Origin of the sequence: Cellulomonas hominis (assembly GCF_901521055.1) — a bacterium.
GTDB classification, from domain to species: Bacteria; Actinomycetota; Actinomycetes; order Actinomycetales; family Cellulomonadaceae; genus Cellulomonas; species Cellulomonas endometrii.
Window position 1 is genome coordinate 1 of the sequence record NZ_CABEGA010000013.1, and the last position, 17,085, is coordinate 17,085.

Annotated in this window: 12 protein-coding genes; 5 read left to right on the forward strand and 7 right to left on the reverse strand. The window is 77.4% G+C overall.

Annotation, left to right across the window (positions count from 1 at the left end; all coding sequences use genetic code 11):
• Positions 1 to 251 precede the first annotated feature (251 nt).
• Positions 252 to 4,232 carry a type VII secretion protein EccCa gene (gene eccCa, locus KJP73_RS02740; RefSeq protein WP_213281233.1) on the reverse strand — a complete coding sequence of 1,327 codons (3,981 nt, stop codon included), beginning with the start codon at positions 4,230 to 4,232 and terminating at the stop codon, positions 252 to 254.
• Between the two features lie 272 nt (positions 4,233 to 4,504).
• Between eccCa and KJP73_RS02745 the strand changes: the two genes are divergently transcribed.
• Together KJP73_RS02745 and KJP73_RS02750 are read left to right on the forward strand one after the other, a co-directional pair.
• Complete coding sequence (locus KJP73_RS02745) at positions 4,505 to 5,866, forward strand: hypothetical protein (RefSeq protein ID WP_213281234.1); 1,362 nt, start codon at positions 4,505 to 4,507, stop codon at positions 5,864 to 5,866.
• Between the two features lie 94 nt (positions 5,867 to 5,960).
• On the forward strand, positions 5,961 to 7,466 hold the full coding sequence (locus KJP73_RS02750) for an RDD family protein (RefSeq protein ID WP_213281235.1): 1,506 nt from the start codon (positions 5,961 to 5,963) through the stop codon (positions 7,464 to 7,466).
• Between the two features lie 154 nt (positions 7,467 to 7,620).
• On the opposite strand, the gene KJP73_RS02755 is transcribed toward KJP73_RS02750, so the two are convergent.
• The 5 genes from KJP73_RS02755 to KJP73_RS02775 all read right to left on the reverse strand — a co-directional run bounded on the left by KJP73_RS02755 (position 7,621) and on the right by KJP73_RS02775 (position 11,553).
• Positions 7,621 to 9,090, reverse strand: coding sequence for a hypothetical protein (locus tag KJP73_RS02755; RefSeq protein ID WP_213281236.1), 1,470 nt, complete (start codon positions 9,088 to 9,090; stop codon positions 7,621 to 7,623).
• Positions 9,083 to 10,420 (reverse strand): S8 family peptidase, encoded by a 1,338-nt coding sequence (locus KJP73_RS02760; RefSeq protein ID WP_213281237.1) that lies wholly within the window; start codon positions 10,418 to 10,420, stop codon positions 9,083 to 9,085. The genes KJP73_RS02755 and KJP73_RS02760 overlap by 8 nt, the downstream gene beginning before the upstream one ends.
• Positions 10,417 to 10,797: a hypothetical protein gene (locus tag KJP73_RS02765; RefSeq protein WP_213281238.1), complete on the reverse strand. Its 381-nt coding sequence runs from the start codon at positions 10,795 to 10,797 to the stop codon at positions 10,417 to 10,419. Before KJP73_RS02765 ends, KJP73_RS02760 begins: the two co-directional genes overlap by 4 nt.
• Positions 10,798 to 10,938: 141 nt before the next feature.
• Positions 10,939 to 11,223, reverse strand: a complete 285-nt coding sequence (locus tag KJP73_RS02770; RefSeq protein WP_213281239.1) for a WXG100 family type VII secretion target — start codon at positions 11,221 to 11,223, stop codon at positions 10,939 to 10,941.
• A gap of 18 nt (positions 11,224 to 11,241) precedes the next feature.
• Positions 11,242 to 11,553 carry a WXG100 family type VII secretion target gene (locus tag KJP73_RS02775; protein ID WP_213281240.1) on the reverse strand — a complete coding sequence of 104 codons (312 nt, stop codon included), beginning with the start codon at positions 11,551 to 11,553 and terminating at the stop codon, positions 11,242 to 11,244.
• A 404-nt stretch (positions 11,554 to 11,957) separates the two neighbouring features.
• Between KJP73_RS02775 and eccD the strand changes: the two genes are divergently transcribed.
• From eccD to KJP73_RS02790, 3 genes are read left to right on the forward strand one after another with little or no spacing between them, the layout of a single operon-like run.
• Positions 11,958 to 13,307 carry a type VII secretion integral membrane protein EccD gene (eccD, locus tag KJP73_RS02780; protein ID WP_213281241.1) on the forward strand — a complete coding sequence of 450 codons (1,350 nt, stop codon included), beginning with the start codon at positions 11,958 to 11,960 and terminating at the stop codon, positions 13,305 to 13,307.
• Between the two features lie 3 nt (positions 13,308 to 13,310).
• Positions 13,311 to 14,732, forward strand: coding sequence for a type VII secretion protein EccB (gene eccB, locus KJP73_RS02785; RefSeq protein WP_213281242.1), 1,422 nt, complete (start codon positions 13,311 to 13,313; stop codon positions 14,730 to 14,732).
• A complete protein-coding gene (locus KJP73_RS02790) occupies positions 14,729 to 16,009 on the forward strand; it encodes a S8 family serine peptidase (protein WP_213281243.1) in 1,281 nt (426 codons plus the stop codon). Before eccB ends, KJP73_RS02790 begins: the two co-directional genes overlap by 4 nt.
• 21 nt (positions 16,010 to 16,030) lie before the next feature.
• Here the strand turns inward: KJP73_RS02790 and rarD are convergent, their stop codons facing one another.
• Positions 16,031 to 17,038 carry an EamA family transporter RarD gene (rarD, locus tag KJP73_RS02795; protein WP_433995140.1) on the reverse strand — a complete coding sequence of 336 codons (1,008 nt, stop codon included), beginning with the start codon at positions 17,036 to 17,038 and terminating at the stop codon, positions 16,031 to 16,033.
• Between the last annotated feature and the right edge of the window lie 47 nt (positions 17,039 to 17,085).

Sequence of the window (17,085 nt, forward strand, 5' to 3'; positions counted from 1 at the left end):
CGGGGCCGCGAGCCGGGTGGCGCCCCGGACCCGCTGGCCTCCGCCGCGCCCGTGGCGACCGCCGCCGTGGGGGCGCTGGTCGTGGCGCGGCTGCTGCCCCTGGCGCTGCGGCGGCTCGCCCCGGCGGGGCGGCGGGGCCCCCCCCCCCCCCCCGGGGGCCGCGCCCCCCCCCCCCCCGCCCCCCCCCGCGCCCCGCCCCCCCCGCCCCCCGCCGCCGCCCCGCAGGGCAGGGCGGCGGCGGGGGCACCGCGTCAGAGGGTCGGGGCGGTCCAGGCGAGCTGGACGACCTGGCGGCCCTCGTCGCGCGTGACGAGCTGCGCGCGTCCGGGGACGGCCGGGATGGGCTTGGCCCCGCCGATCAGTGCGCCCTCGTCGGGGCTGCCGGACAGCACGATGCCGGGGGCCGCGAGGTCGCGGAGCGCCTGCAGCACGGGCTCGTACATCGCGCGGCCCGCACCACCGGACCGGCGGGCCAGCACCAGGTGCAGGCCCACGTCGCCGGCCTGGGCGAGCAACGGCACGAGCGGCTGCAGCGGGTTGCCCGTGGTCGTGGACACCAGGTCGTAGTCGTCCACCACCACGAACACCTCGGCGCCCGTCCACCAGGACCGGTTGCGGAGCTGCTCGGGCGTGACGTCCGGCCCGGGGAGCCGCGTCCGCAGGTAGTCCGCGAGGCCGGCGATCTCCCCGGCGGCCTGGTCCTGGGTGGTGAAGTAGCCGGCCAGGTACTCCTCGGGGATCTCGCCGAGCAGCGACCGCCGGAAGTCGACGGCGAAGATCTGCGCCTGCTGCGGGGTGTGCAGGCGGCGGATCTCGGAGGTGACCGCGCGCAGCAGCGCCGACTTGCCGGAGCCGCCGTCGCCGAACGCGTACAGGTGCGGCTCCTCGCGGACGTCGATGCCGACCGGTGCGAGCCCTGCCTCGTCGATGCCCAGCAGCAGCCGGCGGGCGTCGGCGCGCGGGTCGGCGTGCACCTGCGCGAGCGTGACCTCGTCGGGCAGCAGCCGCAGCTTCGGGCCGGCGGGGCCCTGCCAGGCGGCGTTCACGGCCTCGATGAGGTGCGTGACGCCGGCGCCGAGGGTGCCGGGGGCCGGGTCGCCGTCGACGCGGGGCAGCGCGGTCAGCACGTGGTGCTTGGACACGGCGAGCCCGCGGCCCGGCCGGTCCTTGGGCACGTTGACGGCGACCTTGCGGTCGATCTCGGAGTCCATCGGGTCGCCGAGCCGCAGCTCCAGGCGGGTGCCGAACAGGTCCTTGACCTGGGTGCGGAAGTCCATCCACCGGGCGGCGGACGCCACCAGGTGCACGCCGAACGTGAGGCCGCGGCCGGCCAGCGCCTGGATGCGGGGCTCGAGCTCGTCGAACTCCGTGCGGACGGTGGACCAGCCGTCCACCAGCAGGAACACGTCACCGAAGCCGTCGTCGGCCGTGCCCTGCGCGCGGCGGGTGCGGTAGGTCTCGATGGAGTCGATGCCGTGCTGGCGGAAGTACCGCTCGCGCTCGTCGACCATCGACTCGACCTCGGCGACCACGCGACGCACCACGTCCGGCTCGGCGCGCGAGGCGACGCCCGCCACGTGGGCCAGGCCGGCCAGCGGGGCGAACGTGCCGCCACCGAAGTCGAGCACGTAGAACTGCACCTCGAGCGGGGTGTGCGTGAGGGCCAGCGCGGTGACGACGGAGCGGAGCACCGTGCTCTTGCCGGTGCGCGGGGCGCCGACGACGGCCATGTGCCCGGCGGCGCCGCCGAGCGACACCGTGAGGTTCTCGCGGCGCTGCTCCAGGGGGCGGTCGACGGTGCCGAGGGGCACGGTCAGCGTCCCGGCGGCGCGCCAGCCGGGGGAGACCAGGCCGAGCCGCGGGTCGGCGACCAGGTCGGGCATGAGCTCGTCGAGCGTGCGGGGGACGACCAGCGGCGGCAGCCACACCTGGTGCGCGGGCGGGCCCTGGCCCTTCATCCGCTGCACGGCGATGTCGAACGTCGCGCGGGTCTCCTCCGGGTCGGCGGCGGCCGCGACCTCGGTGGAGGCGGGCTGCGCCTCGATGCCGCCGAGCACCGGCGCCGCGGTGAACGACTCCAGCCGGGTCAGCCCCGTGCCCGTCGTGCCGGCGCCCTGGGCCGTCCGGCGGCGGGCCTTCGGCGGGCCGGACACGTAGGAGGCCCGGAACTGGATCATCGTCGTCGTGTCGGGCTTGAGGTACCCCATGCCCGGGACGGGTGGCAGCGTGTACGCGTCCGGGACGCCCAGCACGGTGCGCGACTCGGCGGCGGAGAAGGTGCGCAGGCCGATCCGGTAGGACAGGTGCGACTCCAGGCCGCGCAGCCGGCCCTCCTCCAGGCGCTGCGAGGACAGCAGCAGGTGCATCTGCAGCGACCGGCCGAGGCGGCCGATGGTGACGAACAGGTCGACGAACTCGGGCTTCGCGGACAGCAGCTCGGAGAACTCGTCGCACACGATCAGCAGGGCCGGCAGCGGCTCGAGGTCGGTGCGGCCGCCCTTGCGGGCCTTCTCGTAGTCCGCGACGTTCGCGAAGTTGCCCGCGGCGCGCAGCAGCTCCTGGCGGCGGACCATCTCGCCCTGCAGGGCGTCCTGCATGCGGTCGACGAGGGTGAGCTCCTCGCCGAGGTTCGTGATGATCGCGGACACGTGCGGCATGTCCGCCATGCCGGCGAACGTCGCGCCGCCTTTGAAGTCGACGAGGACGAAGTTGAGGTCCTCCGACGAGTGCGTCAGCGCCAGCGCGAGCACCAGGGTGCGGAGCACCTCGGACTTCCCGGAGCCGGTGGCGCCGATGATGAGGCCGTGCGGGCCCATGCCCTGCTGCGCGGACTCCTTGATGTCCAGCGCGACGGGCTGGCCCTGCGGCGTGACGCCGATGGGCACCCGGAGGCGGTCGCGCGGCAGGCGGGGCCGCCACGCGACGGACAGGTCGAGGTCGCGGACGTCGCCGACGCCGAGCAGGTCGACCAACTCGGACGACACCTCCTCGTCGCTGCGCTCGGGGCCGGACTCGACGTGCAGGGGCAGCAGGCGGCGCGCGGTCGCCTCGGCGTCGGCCACCGACATCTGGTCGCCGTCGACGCGCACGGGCGCGTTCCCGAGGCGCAGCACGTCGACCGGCGCCCGGACGGCGTCCTCGCCGGCGACCGCGCCGCCGACGTTCAGGCGCAGGGTCGTGGGCTCGTCCAGCTCGTCCCAGCGCTCGGGGAGCTCGAGCACGGTCACGCCCAGCACGCCGTCGGTCGTGAGGATCGCGTTGCCGACGGGCACGTGGCCGCCGTCGACGACCACCAGCACGTGCGGGAGCGGTGCTTCCGCCGCGTAGCCGAACCGGGGCCGCTCCGTGAGGTCCTCGGGGAGCAGCGCCTCCACGTCGGCCAGCGCGGTGCCGATCATGCGGGCGGCGCCCACCGCGTCGCGGGACCGCGTGGAGTGGGCGTGCGGCAGCCACTTCACCCAGTCCCACTCCGGGAGCGCCGCGTCGCTCGCGATCACGGCGACCTGCAGGTCCTCCGGGGCGTGGAACGTGGCGAGCTGGCTGACGACGGCCCGGGCGAGCGCGCGGGACTCCGACGCCCCGCCGGTCACCTCGATGCGCGCGACGGACCGGACGTCGAACGCCAGCGGCACGCCGTGCTGCACCCGGTGCGTGACGAGGAACCGGTGCGCGGCCGACGCGGCGACCGGGTCGAGCTGCGCGAGGGGCGGGGTCTGCGGGGCCTCGAGGTCGAGGCACAGCGGCAGCGCGCCCACGCCGACGCGCGCGGTGAGGAAGTCGTCGTGCTGCGGGCGGCGCTCCCACACCCGGGTGCGCTCCTCCGCGACGGCCGGCAGCGCGCGCGGGTCGGGCGACGACCACTCGGCCGCCCGGCGCTGGGCACCGGCCGCCTGGCGGACGGAGGTGCGCAGGTCGGACAGGTAGGCCAGGTACTCGCGCCGCGCGCCGACCACCTGGGCCTGGTGCTGCGATCGCTGGCGCCAGCCGTTGACGCCGACGAACCCGAGCGACGCGAGCAGGAACATGCCGGCGGCGATGTACCCGCGGGGTCCCGGCTGGTTCATCGCGACGAACACGATCGAGCCGACCGACCCGAGCATCGGGATCGCGTTGGCGAGCATGCCGCTGACGCCGTCGGAGGGCTGGATCTCCGGGGGCGGCTGCAGGACGACCTGTCCGCTGGGGACGGCGGGCGGCTCCAGGCGCGTCCCCTGCTGCGTCGCGATCGACATCGTCGGCGCTCGGTCCCTCCTGCTGGGCGGGGAGCCGCGCGCCCCCCGGCGTTTCTCGTCGGTCAACCTACCTGTCGTGACGCCGACCCGGCGGCCGGTGTTCGGCCGTCCGGGCGATCCTCGCCCCCGGGGCGGTGCACGGGAGCGCCGGGGGACGCTCCGGGCCGGTCGGGAGGCGGGCGACCGCATAGCATGTCACCCGCCGCGCCCGGGGGCAGGCGGGTCCTCCGCCGACGCCCACCGGCCACGGGACCAGCGAGGAGGAGGTGCGCGTGACGGTGCCGGGCCCCGCCGTGCTGGCGCCCCTGACCCGCGTCGCCGTGCACCTGGGCGTCCGCCGCCTCGACGTCGCCCTCGACGCGTCCCGCACGCTTGGCGAGCTGCTCGCCGCCGCCGGGGTGCCGCTCGTGCCGGGACTGCTCGCGCTCGACTCCGCCGGCCGGGTGCTCGACCTCGCCGCGCCCGTCGCCGAGCAGGTGGCCGACGGCGCCGTCGTGCACGTCGTCGCGCCCGCGCCGCGCCCCCGTGGCCGCGCCGCCCGGGCCCGCGCCGCGTTCGTCGCCCGGCGCCCCGACCCCCAGCCCGCGCTGCTCGGTGCCGCCGCGTGCGTCACCGCCGTGCTCGCGGCGGTCGAGGTGCTCGACCCGGCGCGCCGCGGGTGGGTCGCGCTCGTCGCGGCGCTCGTGCTCGCCGCCGGGGCCGTGCTGCTGGCCGTCTCCCGGTCCGCCTCGACGTCCGCCGCCACGCTGGTCGCGCCGGTGCTCGCCCTCGCCGCGGGGGTGGCGGCCGTCGACCCCGCCGGCGGCGCGGACCGGCGCCTGGCCCTGGTCGCCGGGCTCGTCGCCGCCACCGGAGCCGCCGCCGTCCGGTACGTGACGACCCGCGCCCTGCGCCGGGGGCAGGACCTGGCGACCGTGCTGCTCGGAGCCGTCGGCACGTTCGCCGTCGTCGACCTGCTGGTGCTGGTCGCGGGACTGCCGGGCGTCGTCACCGCGGCGGTGCTGCTCGGGCTCGTGCCGGTGGGCCTGCGCGTGCTGCCGGTCATGGCGCTGTCGGTGCCCGACGAGCAGCTGGTGGACCTCGCCCACGTCGCCCGCACCGCGCCGAGCGTCCGGGGCCCGCGCCCGCGGGGACTGGGCCGCGTGAACGAGCGCCAGGTCGTCCGCACGGTCGGCTCCGCGGAGCGTCGCACCGACGCCGGGGTGCTGCTCGTGTGCGCGCTGCCGGCCGTGCTGGTGCCCGTCGTGCTCGCAGGGGCCCTGGGGGAGCCCGTCCGCGGCTGGGGGGCGATCGCCCTCGCCGCGGCGCTCGTCCTCGTGCTCAGCCTGCAGCCGCGGTCCGCCCGAGGGGCCGTCGCGCGGTGGGCGCCGCGCGCCGCGGCGGGCCTCGTGCTGCTGGAGCTGGCGGCGCTCGGCGGGCCGCTGCTCGGCGGCGACGCGGTCCTCGTGGCCGTGGCGTGCGTGGTGCTCGCGCTGGTGGCCGTCGCCGTCAGCCTCGCGCTGGGGCGGGGGTGGAGCTCCGTGGTCGCCTCCCGGTTCGGCGACGCGTTCGAGAGCCTCGGGGTCGTGCTGGCCCTGCCCGCGGCCCTGGTCGCCGCGGACATGATCGAGACGCTGCGGCGGGCGACCTCGTGAGGGCACCCGGCGGGGCGCTCCGGACGACGGCCGGACGGCGGCAGGACGATGGCAGGATGACGCGGATGACAGGGGGCCGGACGTGGAACCGACGATGAGCGCCGGCACCGTCGCCGTCCGTGAGTGCGCCGGCTGCCGGCGGCCCCTGAAGCCCGACGCCCGGTTCTGCACCGCCTGCGGCACGCCCGTCCAGGCGGACGTCACCGTGACCGTCGTCGAGGGCGCGCAGCCGCGGTCGCGCGCCGACGGGCGGCCGCGCGAGGTCCGGCCCGCCGTGCTGCACCCCGCGTTCGGCGAGGCCACGCCCGCCGGCCCGGGCCGTCGCGTCCTGGCGTACGCGATCGACGCCGCCGCGGTCGGGCTCGTCGGCGGCGCGCTGCTCGCCTGGACCGGTTCCGTGCTGCTCGTGGCGCTGGTGGTGGCGGAGCTGGCGCTGGGTCTGCTCGTCTGGGAGGCGCACACCGGCCGCACGCTCGGCAACACCCTGCTCGGCCTCCGCACCGCCCGCGAGGAGACGCCGTACTCGGTCGGCCCCGCCCGGGCGTTCCTGCGAGGGCTCGTGCTCGCCGCCGGGCACGCGGTCGCCGGCCTGGGGCAGTGGGTCGTCGTCGCGTCCGCCGCGTTCGACACCAGCGGGCGCGCGCAGGCGTGGCACGACCGCATCGGCCGGGCCGTGGTGGTCGACGTGCGCGCGCACGAGCGCGCCGTGGAGGCGCTGCACGAGGCGGAGGACGCCCAGGTGGCGCGCGTCGGTGCCGCACGGGCGGTCGGGGCGGCCGCTCCGACCGGTCAGCCGGGCGGCGCGCCCCGCGGGGTCGTGCCGTCGGCTGCTGGGCCGTCGAGCGCCGGGTCGTCGAGCGCAGGGCCGTCGACCGCGGCGCCGGCGGGCGTTGCGCCGGCAGGCGTCGTGCCGCAGCCCGTCGCCGCACATCCGCCGGTCGCGCCGGCCGCCGGGGGCTACGGTGCGGGCGCGCCGCAGGTCGGGGGCGCCACCGCGCCGGGGACGCCGGCGCACACCGCCGCCGACCCGGCCGCACCGACGGGGCGCCGCGCCGCCCGGGCCGCCGCCGAGCACGGCACCGCCGGTCCTGGCACCGCCGGTCCTGGCACCGCCGGTCAGCCGGTGGCGCCCGCGTCCGTCCCGCCTGCCGCTCCGGTCGGGGCGGAGGGCGGCTGGACCGGTGTCCGCCCGATCGTGCCGGCACGCGCCGAGCCGGAGCCCGCCCTCGCCCCCCGAGCACCGCACCAGGCGCAGCCGGCGCCGTTCCTCGTCACCCTCGACACCGGCCAGGTCATGAGCGTCACCGGGCCGGGCCTCATCGGGCGCTCGCCGCGCCCCGCACCGGGGGAGCGCTGCGACCACGTCATCGTCGTCGACGACCCGGAGCGCAGCGTCTCGCGCACCCATGCGCGGTTCGGCATCGACAACGGGACGTTCTGGGTGTCCGACGCGGGCTCGGGCAACGGCACGACGCTGCGCCTGCCGGGGGGCCGCGTGATCCCGGTGCCGGCGGACCAGCGGGTGCTGGTCCCGTCGGGCTCGACCATCCAGGTGGGGGACCGCGGCGTGCGCATCGACGCGCCGACCTCGCGGGGCTGAGCCGGGCGCCGCGGGTCGCGGGAGCGGCAGACGCCGACAGCGGAGCGTCGTCGGTGAGCCCTGTCGAGCGGCCGCACGCGGCGGGGGAACGACGACGGGCGCGGTCCGACGTCTCCGTCGGCCGCGCCCGTCCCGTCAGCGGCGGTGTCTCAGGTCACCACTCGTCGTCGGACGTCTCCGGGGCGCTCGCCTCGGCCGGGCGCAGGGAGTCGCGCCCACCGGCCCGTGCCGCAGCACCGAGCGCGGGGGCGTCGGCGCCGTCCTCGACGTCGATCTCCGGCGCCAGCAGCCCGCCGGAGGACCGGCGCCGCTTCGTGCCGTTGCTGCCGCCCGCACCGCCGCCGCCCATGGGCGCGCCGGCCATCCCGCCGGCGCGGCTGCCCGCGGCGGCGGTCCCGGTCGCCCCGGCCTGCGACCCCTGCACGAGGCCGGACGCCGAGCCGGACATCCCGGAGGCGGACGCGCCGCCGACCGTGCCGAGCGGAGCGCCGACACCACCGACGCCCGCCGCGCCACCGAAGCTGCCCGCACCGCCGAAGCTGCCAGCGCCGCCGGCGGACACGCCGCCACCGGCCGCGAGTCGGTTCAGGCCGGCGCCACCGAGCGCGGCGCCACCGACCGTCAGACCGCCGGCGAGGCCGCCCGCGCCCAGGCCCGAGAGGCCCGAGCCGGAGGAGCCGCTGCCGCCGGAGCCGCCCGCGCCACCGAGGTGCGCGCCGCCGCCGGAGCCCAGGCCGCCGGGGATCGTGCCACCGACGCTGCCGTCGGACGACGTCCCGTCGCCGTACCCGGGCACGTGGCCGCCACCGGCCCCGCCGGAGCCGCCCGTCCCGGGCGTCCAGCCGGGGCCGACGACGCCGCCGACCGAGCCGGGGCCCGAGCCGGGGTGCGTGCCGCCGCCGATCGTGCCGACGGAGCCGCCGCCCGGTGCCTCCCAGGTCGGTGAGACGAACGACCCGCCGCTGGTCGGCAGCGTCCCGACCCCGCCCGCGGGTCCGCCGCTGCCGCTGGGCGCGCCGCCGAGGCGCGGGGCGGAGCGGGTGCCGGGGCCGTTCGACTCGTCCGTGGTGTCGACGGGGGCGTGCCGGGAGTCGTCGGGGGTGTAGCCGGTGTTCTGGTCGGCGCGGTCCAGGACGATCTCGGTCATGGCGCTGTCCAGCGCGGCGAGCGCCTGCGCGGCCTTCGCCTCGCGGGCCTCCTCGCGGCGGTCCGACAGGATGTTCCCCGCCACGACGCCGGTGACGGTGCCGATGCCCGGGAGCGCGACGGTGGAGGCGGCGGTGATCGCGGCGCGCTCGGCGAACGACAGCTCGCCGTCGGGCAGCTCGTGGAACGCGTTCTGCGCCTCGGCGATCGCCGCGCGGGCCGACTCGGCGGCGCGCTGCAGCGTGTCGAGCTGGGCGGAGAGGTCGACGATCTGGCCGGACATCGACGTGAGGCTCGCGGCCGCGGCCTCGGCGCTCTCGCCCTGCATGATGTAGCTGAGCCCCGACGCCACCGTGCTCAGGTCCGACGCCGTGGTCTCGGTCTTCTGAGCGCCGCTCTCCAGCGCCGCGCGCTGGGACTCCACCGCCCCGAGGTCGGCGTCCAGCGCTCGCCGGAGCTGGTTGGCCTTGTCACCCATGATGTCCCCCTCGTGCCGGTGTCTCGGTGCCCGCGTGCTGGTGCGGCTGCTGCTGGTACGACGTGCTCGGCGGCGTCCTGCGGCCTCGGCGCCGGGCGACCAGGACGATCGCGACGACGGCCGCGACCACCAGGAGCGCACCGCCGGCGGCGGCGAGGACCGGGACCGCGGACGTCGCCGCGGCGTCGCTCTCGTCGTCTCCGGTGCCCCCCGCGGCGGTGTCCGGTGCGCTGCTCGCGGTCGGCCCGGGCTCGGCCGCCGCGGCCTCGATCTCCGCCACGCTCGGATGCGCGTCGGGGTCGTCGGACAGGAACGGGTTCTCGTCCGGGTAGGCGGTGGGGTCCACGGCGAGCATCTGCCGGACGTTGACGGCGCCGTAGCCCCAGGCGTCGTCGACGATCTGGGGCTCGTGCTCCTCGCCCCCGGCGTTGCGCACGAGCGACTGGAGGATCTGGTTCGCCGTGGCGTCCGGGTACGCCGACCAGACGAGCGCCAGGGCCCCGGACGTGAAGGCCGCCGCGTTGGACGAGCCCGTCGTCCGGCCGTAGTCGTCGTAGGTCGGGGAGATGACGCGGAAGTCTGCGCCCGGCGCCACGACGTCCACCCCGCCCAGCTTGGGGCTCGTCTCGTCCAGCTGGACGTCGGGGGTGAGCGTCCCCACGGAGACGACGCCGTTGAAGAAGGCCGGGGAGCCGTGCACGAACCCGCCGTCGTTGCCCCCGGAGGCGACGACGATGACGCCCTCGCGCAGCGCGTAGATCATCTCGTCCGCGGAGAACGGGTAGTCGCCGGACACGTTGACGATGTCCGCTCCGCTGGTGATCGCCTCGTGGAAGGCGGCGTTGTCGCCGCCGGGCCGCCCGGGCACCCCGTGGCAGGCGTCGACGTCCTGCGGTGCCAGGGCGAACACCTCGACGGTGGCGTCCGGCGCGATGCCGCGGACGCCGGGCTTGCCGGCGGTGCCGGCGCCCGTGCCGAGGATGATCGACGCCATCGTGGTGCCGTGGTGGGCGCCCTCGTCGTCGCGGGCCGACGGCGCCGGCGCCCCGGCGCTGGGCGCGCAGTACGCGGGCTCGTTCATGAGGAGGTTCGTGCCGACCAGGTCGGGGGAGTCCGGGTTCACCGGGGTGTCGACGAGCGCGACGGTGATCCCCTCGCCCGTCGCCTGCTGGTGGAGCTGGTCCATGCCGGTGGCGGTGTAGTACCAGAGCCCGCCGTCGGACGGGTCGGCGCTCGTCGCCGACGCGGCACCGGCGGGCGCGAGCAGCAGCAGGGCGCCCAGAGCAGTGGCGGCGGTCCGGCGGGTGGTGCGGCGGAGCGGTGCCGTCATGAGATGGACTGCATCTGCGGCCCGCGGTTGCTCGAGACGGGGACGCCCCGGTCGAGCCGCGCGGCGATCGCCTGCAGGCCCTCCTGCACGGTGGCGTCCTGCTCCTGCATCGTGCGGGCGCTCTCCGACAGCGCCGTGCGGCTGCTGTCGAGGGCCTCCTCGATCGCGGAGATCCAGGTCTCGGCCTTGACGAGCCTGTCGCGGTACGACGTCGCGAACTCCTGGACGCTGGGGATGTCCGGCCAGGTGCCGGGCGAGTCGTTCTCGGCCATCGCCGCGATGCGGGCGCGCAGCGCGCGGACCCCGGTGAGCAGCGTGAGCAGCTTGTCCGCGCTCAGCGCGAGCTCGCTGTAGTCGTACCCGACGTCGCCTGCCACGTCCGTCCTCCGCTGTCGTCCCGTGCGCCGCCCCCTGCGGCGCCAGTACCGCGCGGTCGCGCCCTGCCGTCGGTGACGGCGGTCGCGACCGCGCGGGTCGTGCTGGGTGGCGTCACGCGGTGGGCGCGACGCCGAGGTGGTTCACCAGCGGGCGGCGTTGGCCCGCTCGGTGGACTGGTACTCCTCGCCGGACGTCGAGACCGCACGGCCGACGTCGTTGAGCAGCGCCTTCATGTCGGTCAGCGCCGCCTCCCACTTGGCCTTGGCGGCCGTGTAGGCGGTGGAGGCCTCACCGGACCAGTTGGCCCGGAGCGGCTGCAGCGAGCGGTCGAGGTCCGCGAGGCGGGACTCGATGTTGCTGGCGCTGGACTGGATGTCGGCAGCGGCGGTCGACAGACCCCCGAAGTTGACCTTGAGGTCGCTCATCGTCTCGTCCTCTCCCGATCAGCCCAGCCGGCCCTGGAGGCGGCTGAAGGTGGACTGCTGGCTCTCGTCGGACGCGGTGTACGTCGACTGCGAGGTGAGCAGGTTGGACTCGAACTCGTTGAGCGCGGACACGATCTTGTTCGCGTCGTCGCGCCAGCGGGCCATCAGGGCGTTGAACGCCACGGCGCCCTGGCCCTGCCAGTGCGACCCGATGCCGGACAGCTTGCCCTCGAGAGCGCTCAGCTCGCGCTGCAGCTCCCCACGACTCTGGGCAACCGCGTCGGCGCCCTGCTTGAGCGCGCCGTCTGCTGCGGAGACCTCTGCTGCCATGTCACCTCCCCCTACACGGCCCCGTGGGCCTGCCTGACGTACGCCCCGTCGGCGCCGCCTGTGCCCGAGCTCACGTGACCCGGAACCGCTCGAAGGCTAACTCACAGGTTCCGAGCGCGACAGGCGAGGTCAGGGAGCCTGTGGACGACCACGCTGACCGGTGTCACGGTTCACCCGATCGGCCCACGTGCGCCTGGGTGATTCGTCAGGTATCGGACGGTTTGCGTTCACCGGGCGCGTCCCGGTCGGGGGACACGGCCGCGCGGGTGACGCCGGGCCTCGAGCCCGAGACGACCCCCGGACGACCCCCCGGACGGCCGCCCGCCGGCGGTGGCGGCGCGTGCGCGGGCTCGCCCCGTCGCTATGCTGACCGCCGACCTGCCCAGGGACTACCAGGGGACCCCATGACAGACGCACCCACCTCCACGACGTCCGTCGGGACGCTCGTGCGGGTGTCGGTGACCGCAGGGGAGCGCCGGATCGACCTCGGCATCCCGGGTGCCGTCCCGATGGCCGAGGTCGTCCCGGGTCTGGCCCGCGCGCTCGGGCTGCTGGACGCCACCACCGCGCACGGGGGCTACCGGCTCGTGCGCGCGGACGGCACCCCGCTCGACTCCGCCCGCAGCCTGCTCGCCGAGGGGGTCGAGGACGGCGCCGTCCTCACCCTGGAGTCGGGGGCCCGGCGCGAGGCCGAGCGGATCTACGACGACGTGGTCGAGGCCGTGGCGGACGCGGTCGAGGGCCAGTACGCCCCGTGGACGCCGCGCGACTCCGCGCTGAGCGCCGCGTGGGCCGCCGGGGCGCTGCTGCTCGCCGGCGCCGCGCTGCTGCTCGGGGCGGACCGGACGTCGCTGGTCCCGCCCGTGGTGGCGGCGCTGGCCTCGGTGCTGTCGCTGGTCGCCGGCGCGGTCGTCGGACGCGTGGGTACGGAGCCGGCCGCCGGTCGCGTCCTCGTGCTCGTCGCCCCGGTGCTCGCGGGCGTCGCGGGCCTCACCGCCACCGACGCCGCGCCGTCGTGGGGCTGGCCCGCCGCGCTGGCCGGGACGGGCGTCCTCGTGGCGGGGCTGCTGGGCATGCCGGCCCTGGTCGACCGGCGGGAGCTGAGCGCCGCGCCGCTCGCCGGCGGCCTGGCCGTCGCCGTGGCCGGCACCGCGATCGCCCTGACGGGCGCGCGCCCCGGCGAGGTTCTCGCGGTGGTCGTCGCCGCGGTCGCGACCGCCAGCATCGGCGTGCCCTGGCTCGCGCTGTCCAGCACGCCGCTGCGCGTGGTCTCGCCGCGCTCCGACGCCGAGATCCTGGCGGACCCGCCCGCGGTGCAGTCGGCACGGGTCCGTGCGCAGCTCGCGGCGGGCCACCGCGTCCAGGTGTCCCTCCGCGTCGCGATCGGTGCGCTGGCGCTGGCCGCGACGCCCGCCGTCGTGGCCACCGGCCTCGCCGGCACGGCGCTCCTGGTGCTCGCGTCCGTCGGGCTGCTGCTCGCGACCCGGCAGACGTACTCCCGGCTCGACGTGCTGCTGACGGTGAGCGTCTCGGTCGCGCTGCTGACGGTCGTCGCGGTCGTCGCCGCCGCGCAGCACCCGTCGTGGCGGCCGGTGCTCGTGGTGCTGGCCGGCGGGGCGGCCGCCGTGGTCGTGGGCCTCGGGCTCGTCGCGCCGCGCCGCCGGGTCGGGCTGGCGCGCGTCGGCGACTTCCTCGAGATCGCGTGCCTGGCGCTGCTGCTGCCGCTGGGTGTCACCGCGGCGGGCCTGGTCTGACCCGTGGCGTCCAAGCGCGACCTCGTCGAGGCGCAGTCCTACAGCCGGCGGCGCCTGCTCACCGCCTTCACCAGCGGCGCCCCGGGCGGCCGGGAGCTCGAGCCGACCAAGCCGCTGCGCGGGGTCGTCGCGGGGGTGTCGCTCTCGGTGCTCCTGGTGCTCGGCAGCCTCGGCTTCGGGCTGCTGAGCCCGACGCTCCCGGACGGCTGGGACGACCAGTCGCTCGTGATCGTCGAGGGCGACGGCAGCCGGTACGTCGGCATCCAGGGCACGCTGCACCCGGTGCTCAACGTGACGAGCGCCCGGCTGGTCCTGGACTCCGCGTCGTTCCACGTGGTCGACGTCAGCGAGGACGACATCACCGACGCCCCGCGCGGCGCGACCATCGGCATCCCCGGGGCCCCGGACGAGCTCCCGCTCGCGAGCCGGCTCACGGCGACCGGCTGGCGGGCGTGCGTCGCCGCGGGCGGCGGGACCGCTCTCGACCTCGACCCCGACGCGCCGGCACCGGCCGCGAGCGCGGAGGCCGGTGCCCTCGTCGAGGTCGCGGACACGCTCTACCTGGTCGCCGGCGGCACCCGGCACCGGATCCCGCCCGCCGACGAGGCCGCCGTCCTGCGCGCGCTCGGGCTGGACACCGCCGAACCGGTGGCCGCGGGCGCCGACTGGCTGAACCTCGTCCCGACCGGGTCCGACCTGGAGCCGCTGACGGTCGCCGACGCCGGGTCGTCGGCCCTGCCGGCCGGTGGCCTGCCGGTCGACACCCGCGTCGGCACGCTGGTCGAGGTGTCCGGCGTCGGCGACGGCGCCCGCCGCTACGTGGTCGACGCGGCCGGCGAGCTCGCGCCGCTGTCGGAGCTGGCGTACCCGCTCTACCTGCTCGGCGCCGGCGACCTCGCGGCCGAGCCGCTGCGGGTCACGTCCGCGGAGATCGCCGCGGTGCGCACCTCCGCCACGCCGGTCGCGCCCGCCGACCTGCCGGAGGCCGTGCCGACGCTCGCCGGCGCGGGCCAGACGGTCTGCCTGTCGCTGTCGACCGGGGACGCCGCGGGCGTTCAGCTGGTCGTGCGGGACGGCGCGGCCCCCGAGCCTGGCGTCCGCGTGGCCCCGGGCTCCGGCGCCCTCGTCCGCGCCCAGTCCGCCGAGGGCGCCGCGGCGAGCGTCCGGCTGGTCGACGGCTCCGGGCGGGCCTACCCGGTCCCGGACGCGAGCGACGAGGTGCTGGCACGTCTCGGCTACGCGGCGGGCGACGTCACGCGCGTCCCGCCCGCCTGGGCCGAGCTGCTGCCCACCGGCCCGGCGCTGACCGTCGAGGCGGCGGCCACCGAGGTCTCGGGCGGCACCGCGGCGGACAGCGCGACGGGCAGCGCGACGGGCAGCGCGGCGCGCCGCACGCCGGAGCCCACGGCCACCGGCGCGCCGTGACCGCGACGTCCGGGCCGCGCACCGCCTCCGTGCGCCGTCTCGCGCTCGCCGGCGTCGCCGCCGCGCTCCTCCTGCCGGGCGGGTCCACGGCCGCCGCGGCCGCCGCGGCGTCGCCGACCGCCGCGCGCCCCGCCGCGACCGCCGGCGAGCAGTGCACGCAGGAGAAGGTCCAGTACGTGCAGGAGGCACCGCCCGCGCTGACGCGGCTCGCCGCCGAGCGGGCCTGGACGACCGCGACCGGCGCCGGCGTGCTCGTCGCGGTCGTCGACTCCGGGGTGGACGCCCGCAACACGCACCTGACCGACGCGGTGCTGCCGGGCGTCGACCTGGTGGGCGTGGCGGGCGACCCCACCGGCCGCACCGACACCGCCGGGCACGGCACCGCCGTCGCCGGTCAGATCGCCGCCCGGCCGTACCCGGACTCCGGGGTGGTCGGGCTCGCGCCGGACGCCACGATCCTGCCCGTCCGCGTCTACTACTCCGACGACGACCAGGGCCGCGAGGCCGGCGTCGCCCCCGACGCCACGCGCATCGCCGCAGGCATCGACGCCGCGGTGGGTGCCGGGGCGCGCGTCGTGAACGTCTCGATGAGCACGCCGAACGACACGCCCGTCCTGCGGGAGGCGGTGCAGCGGGCGACGGCGGCCGGGGCGCTCGTCGTCGCCAGCGCCGGCAACCGGACGACCAGCAGCGACGAGACCGACGGCCCGCGGTACCCGGCCGCGTACGACGGCGTCCTCGCGGTGACGGCCGTCGACGTGGACGACAACCCGTCCGCGGACGCGATCCACGGCGCGCACGTCGACGTCGCCGCCCCCGGCACGAACGTCCTCACCACGTTCCACGCGGCCGGCGACTGCATGCTGTCCGGCGAGGGGGAGTCCACCAGCTTCGCGACCGCCTACGTCAGCGCCGCCGCGGCCTTGCTCGCGGAGCGGTTCAGCGAGGAGACGCCCGCGCAGTGGGCGTACCGGCTGCAGGTCACCGCCGCGCGCGACCAGCCCGCGCAGCGCGACGACCTGGTGGGCTGGGGCGTGGTCCGGCCCGACGAGGCGCTGGCGTTCGTCGACGACGGCACCGCGCCCGGCCCCCCGAGCCCCGTGCACGCCGCCGCGGCGGGCGAGGTCGCGGACGCCCGGACGCTGGACCTCACCCCGCGGCCCGACCCGCTCGCCGACGCCCGGGAGCGCGCGGTGTGGTGGGGGATCGGCGGCACGACGCTCGTGCTGCTGACGGCGCTCGGCGCGCGGCTCGCGGGACGGCGCCGGCGCGGCTGACGGCACCCCGGCGGGGTGGCCCTAGGCGGCCGCGGCCTCCCGCGCGGCGGCCCGCAGCCGCTGCGCCCGGTTGTTCCGGAGCCCGTCGACCGTCAGCAGCACCAGCGCGACCCACACGAGCCCGAAGCCCCACCAGCGCGCGGGCGGCATCGTCTCGTGCAGCACCAGCACCCCGATCGCGAACTGCAGCACCGGCGCCAGGTACTGCAGCATCCCGACGACGCTCAGCGGCAGGCGGCGCGCGGCCTCCCCGAACAGCAGGAGCGGCAGGGCGGTCGCGACGCCCGTGCCGGCCAGCGCCAGCGCGTGCCAGCCCCCGCCGCCGGTGAACGTGCCGTCGCCGGTGCCCTGCAGCCAGATCAGGTACACCGCGGAGACGGGGGCGAGCACCAGGGTCTCCGCGGCGAGCCCCGGCGCGGCGGCGACGCTGCGGCCGACGCGGTTCTTCAGCAGCCCGTACACGCCGAACGACCCCGCGAGGGTGAGCGCGACCCAGGGCAGAGTGCCGAGGCCGACGGTGATCACCACCACCGCCAGCACGCCGAAGCCGAGCGCGACCCACTGCAGCCGCCGCAGGCGCTCCCGCAGCACGACGACCGCGAGCGCGACCGTGACCAGCGGGTTGATGAAGTACCCGAGCGCGGCGTCGACCACGTGGCCGCCGAGCGCGGCGAACACGAACGTCAGCCAGTTCACGGCGAGCAGCACGGCGGCGGTCGCGATGAGGCCCATCGTCCGGCGGGTGCGCAGCACCGTGGCGAACGCGCGCCAGGTCCGGGTCACGCTGAGCACGACCGCGCAGAAGATCAGCGACCACAGCACCCGGTGCGCGACGACCTCGACCGCGCCGGAGGGCTTCAGCAGCTCGAAGTACAGCGGCAGGACGCCCCACAGCAGGTACGCGCCCAGGCCGGCGGCGAGGCCGCGGGGGTCGAGGGCGGGCGGGTCCACGGGCCCGGTGCCCGGGCTCCGGGGCGCGACGACGGGGCCGGTGCCCGTGCGCGGGCTCGTCGGGGACGGGGTGCTCACTCCCCGACGCTAGCCCGGTCGCGGCGGCCCTCCGGGCACCCGCCCGG

What these genes read in the sequence shown, in the direction of transcription:
- eccCa (WP_213281233.1), bottom strand. Translation starts at nt 4,232, where the DNA reads ATGTCGATCGCGACGCAGCAGGGGACGCGCCTGGAGCCGCCCGCCGTC.
- KJP73_RS02770 (WP_213281239.1), bottom strand. Translation starts at nt 11,223, where the DNA reads ATGAGCGACCTCAAGGTCAACTTCGGGGGTCTGTCGACCGCCGCTGCC.
- eccD (WP_213281241.1), top strand. Translation starts at nt 11,958, where the DNA reads ATGACAGACGCACCCACCTCCACGACGTCCGTCGGGACGCTCGTGCGG.
- KJP73_RS02755 (WP_213281236.1), bottom strand. Translation starts at nt 9,090, where the DNA reads ATGGGTGACAAGGCCAACCAGCTCCGGCGAGCGCTGGACGCCGACCTC.
- KJP73_RS02760 (WP_213281237.1), bottom strand. Translation starts at nt 10,420, where the DNA reads ATGACGGCACCGCTCCGCCGCACCACCCGCCGGACCGCCGCCACTGCT.
- KJP73_RS02750 (WP_213281235.1), top strand. Translation starts at nt 5,961, where the DNA reads ATGAGCGCCGGCACCGTCGCCGTCCGTGAGTGCGCCGGCTGCCGGCGG.
- KJP73_RS02775 (WP_213281240.1), bottom strand. Translation starts at nt 11,553, where the DNA reads ATGGCAGCAGAGGTCTCCGCAGCAGACGGCGCGCTCAAGCAGGGCGCC.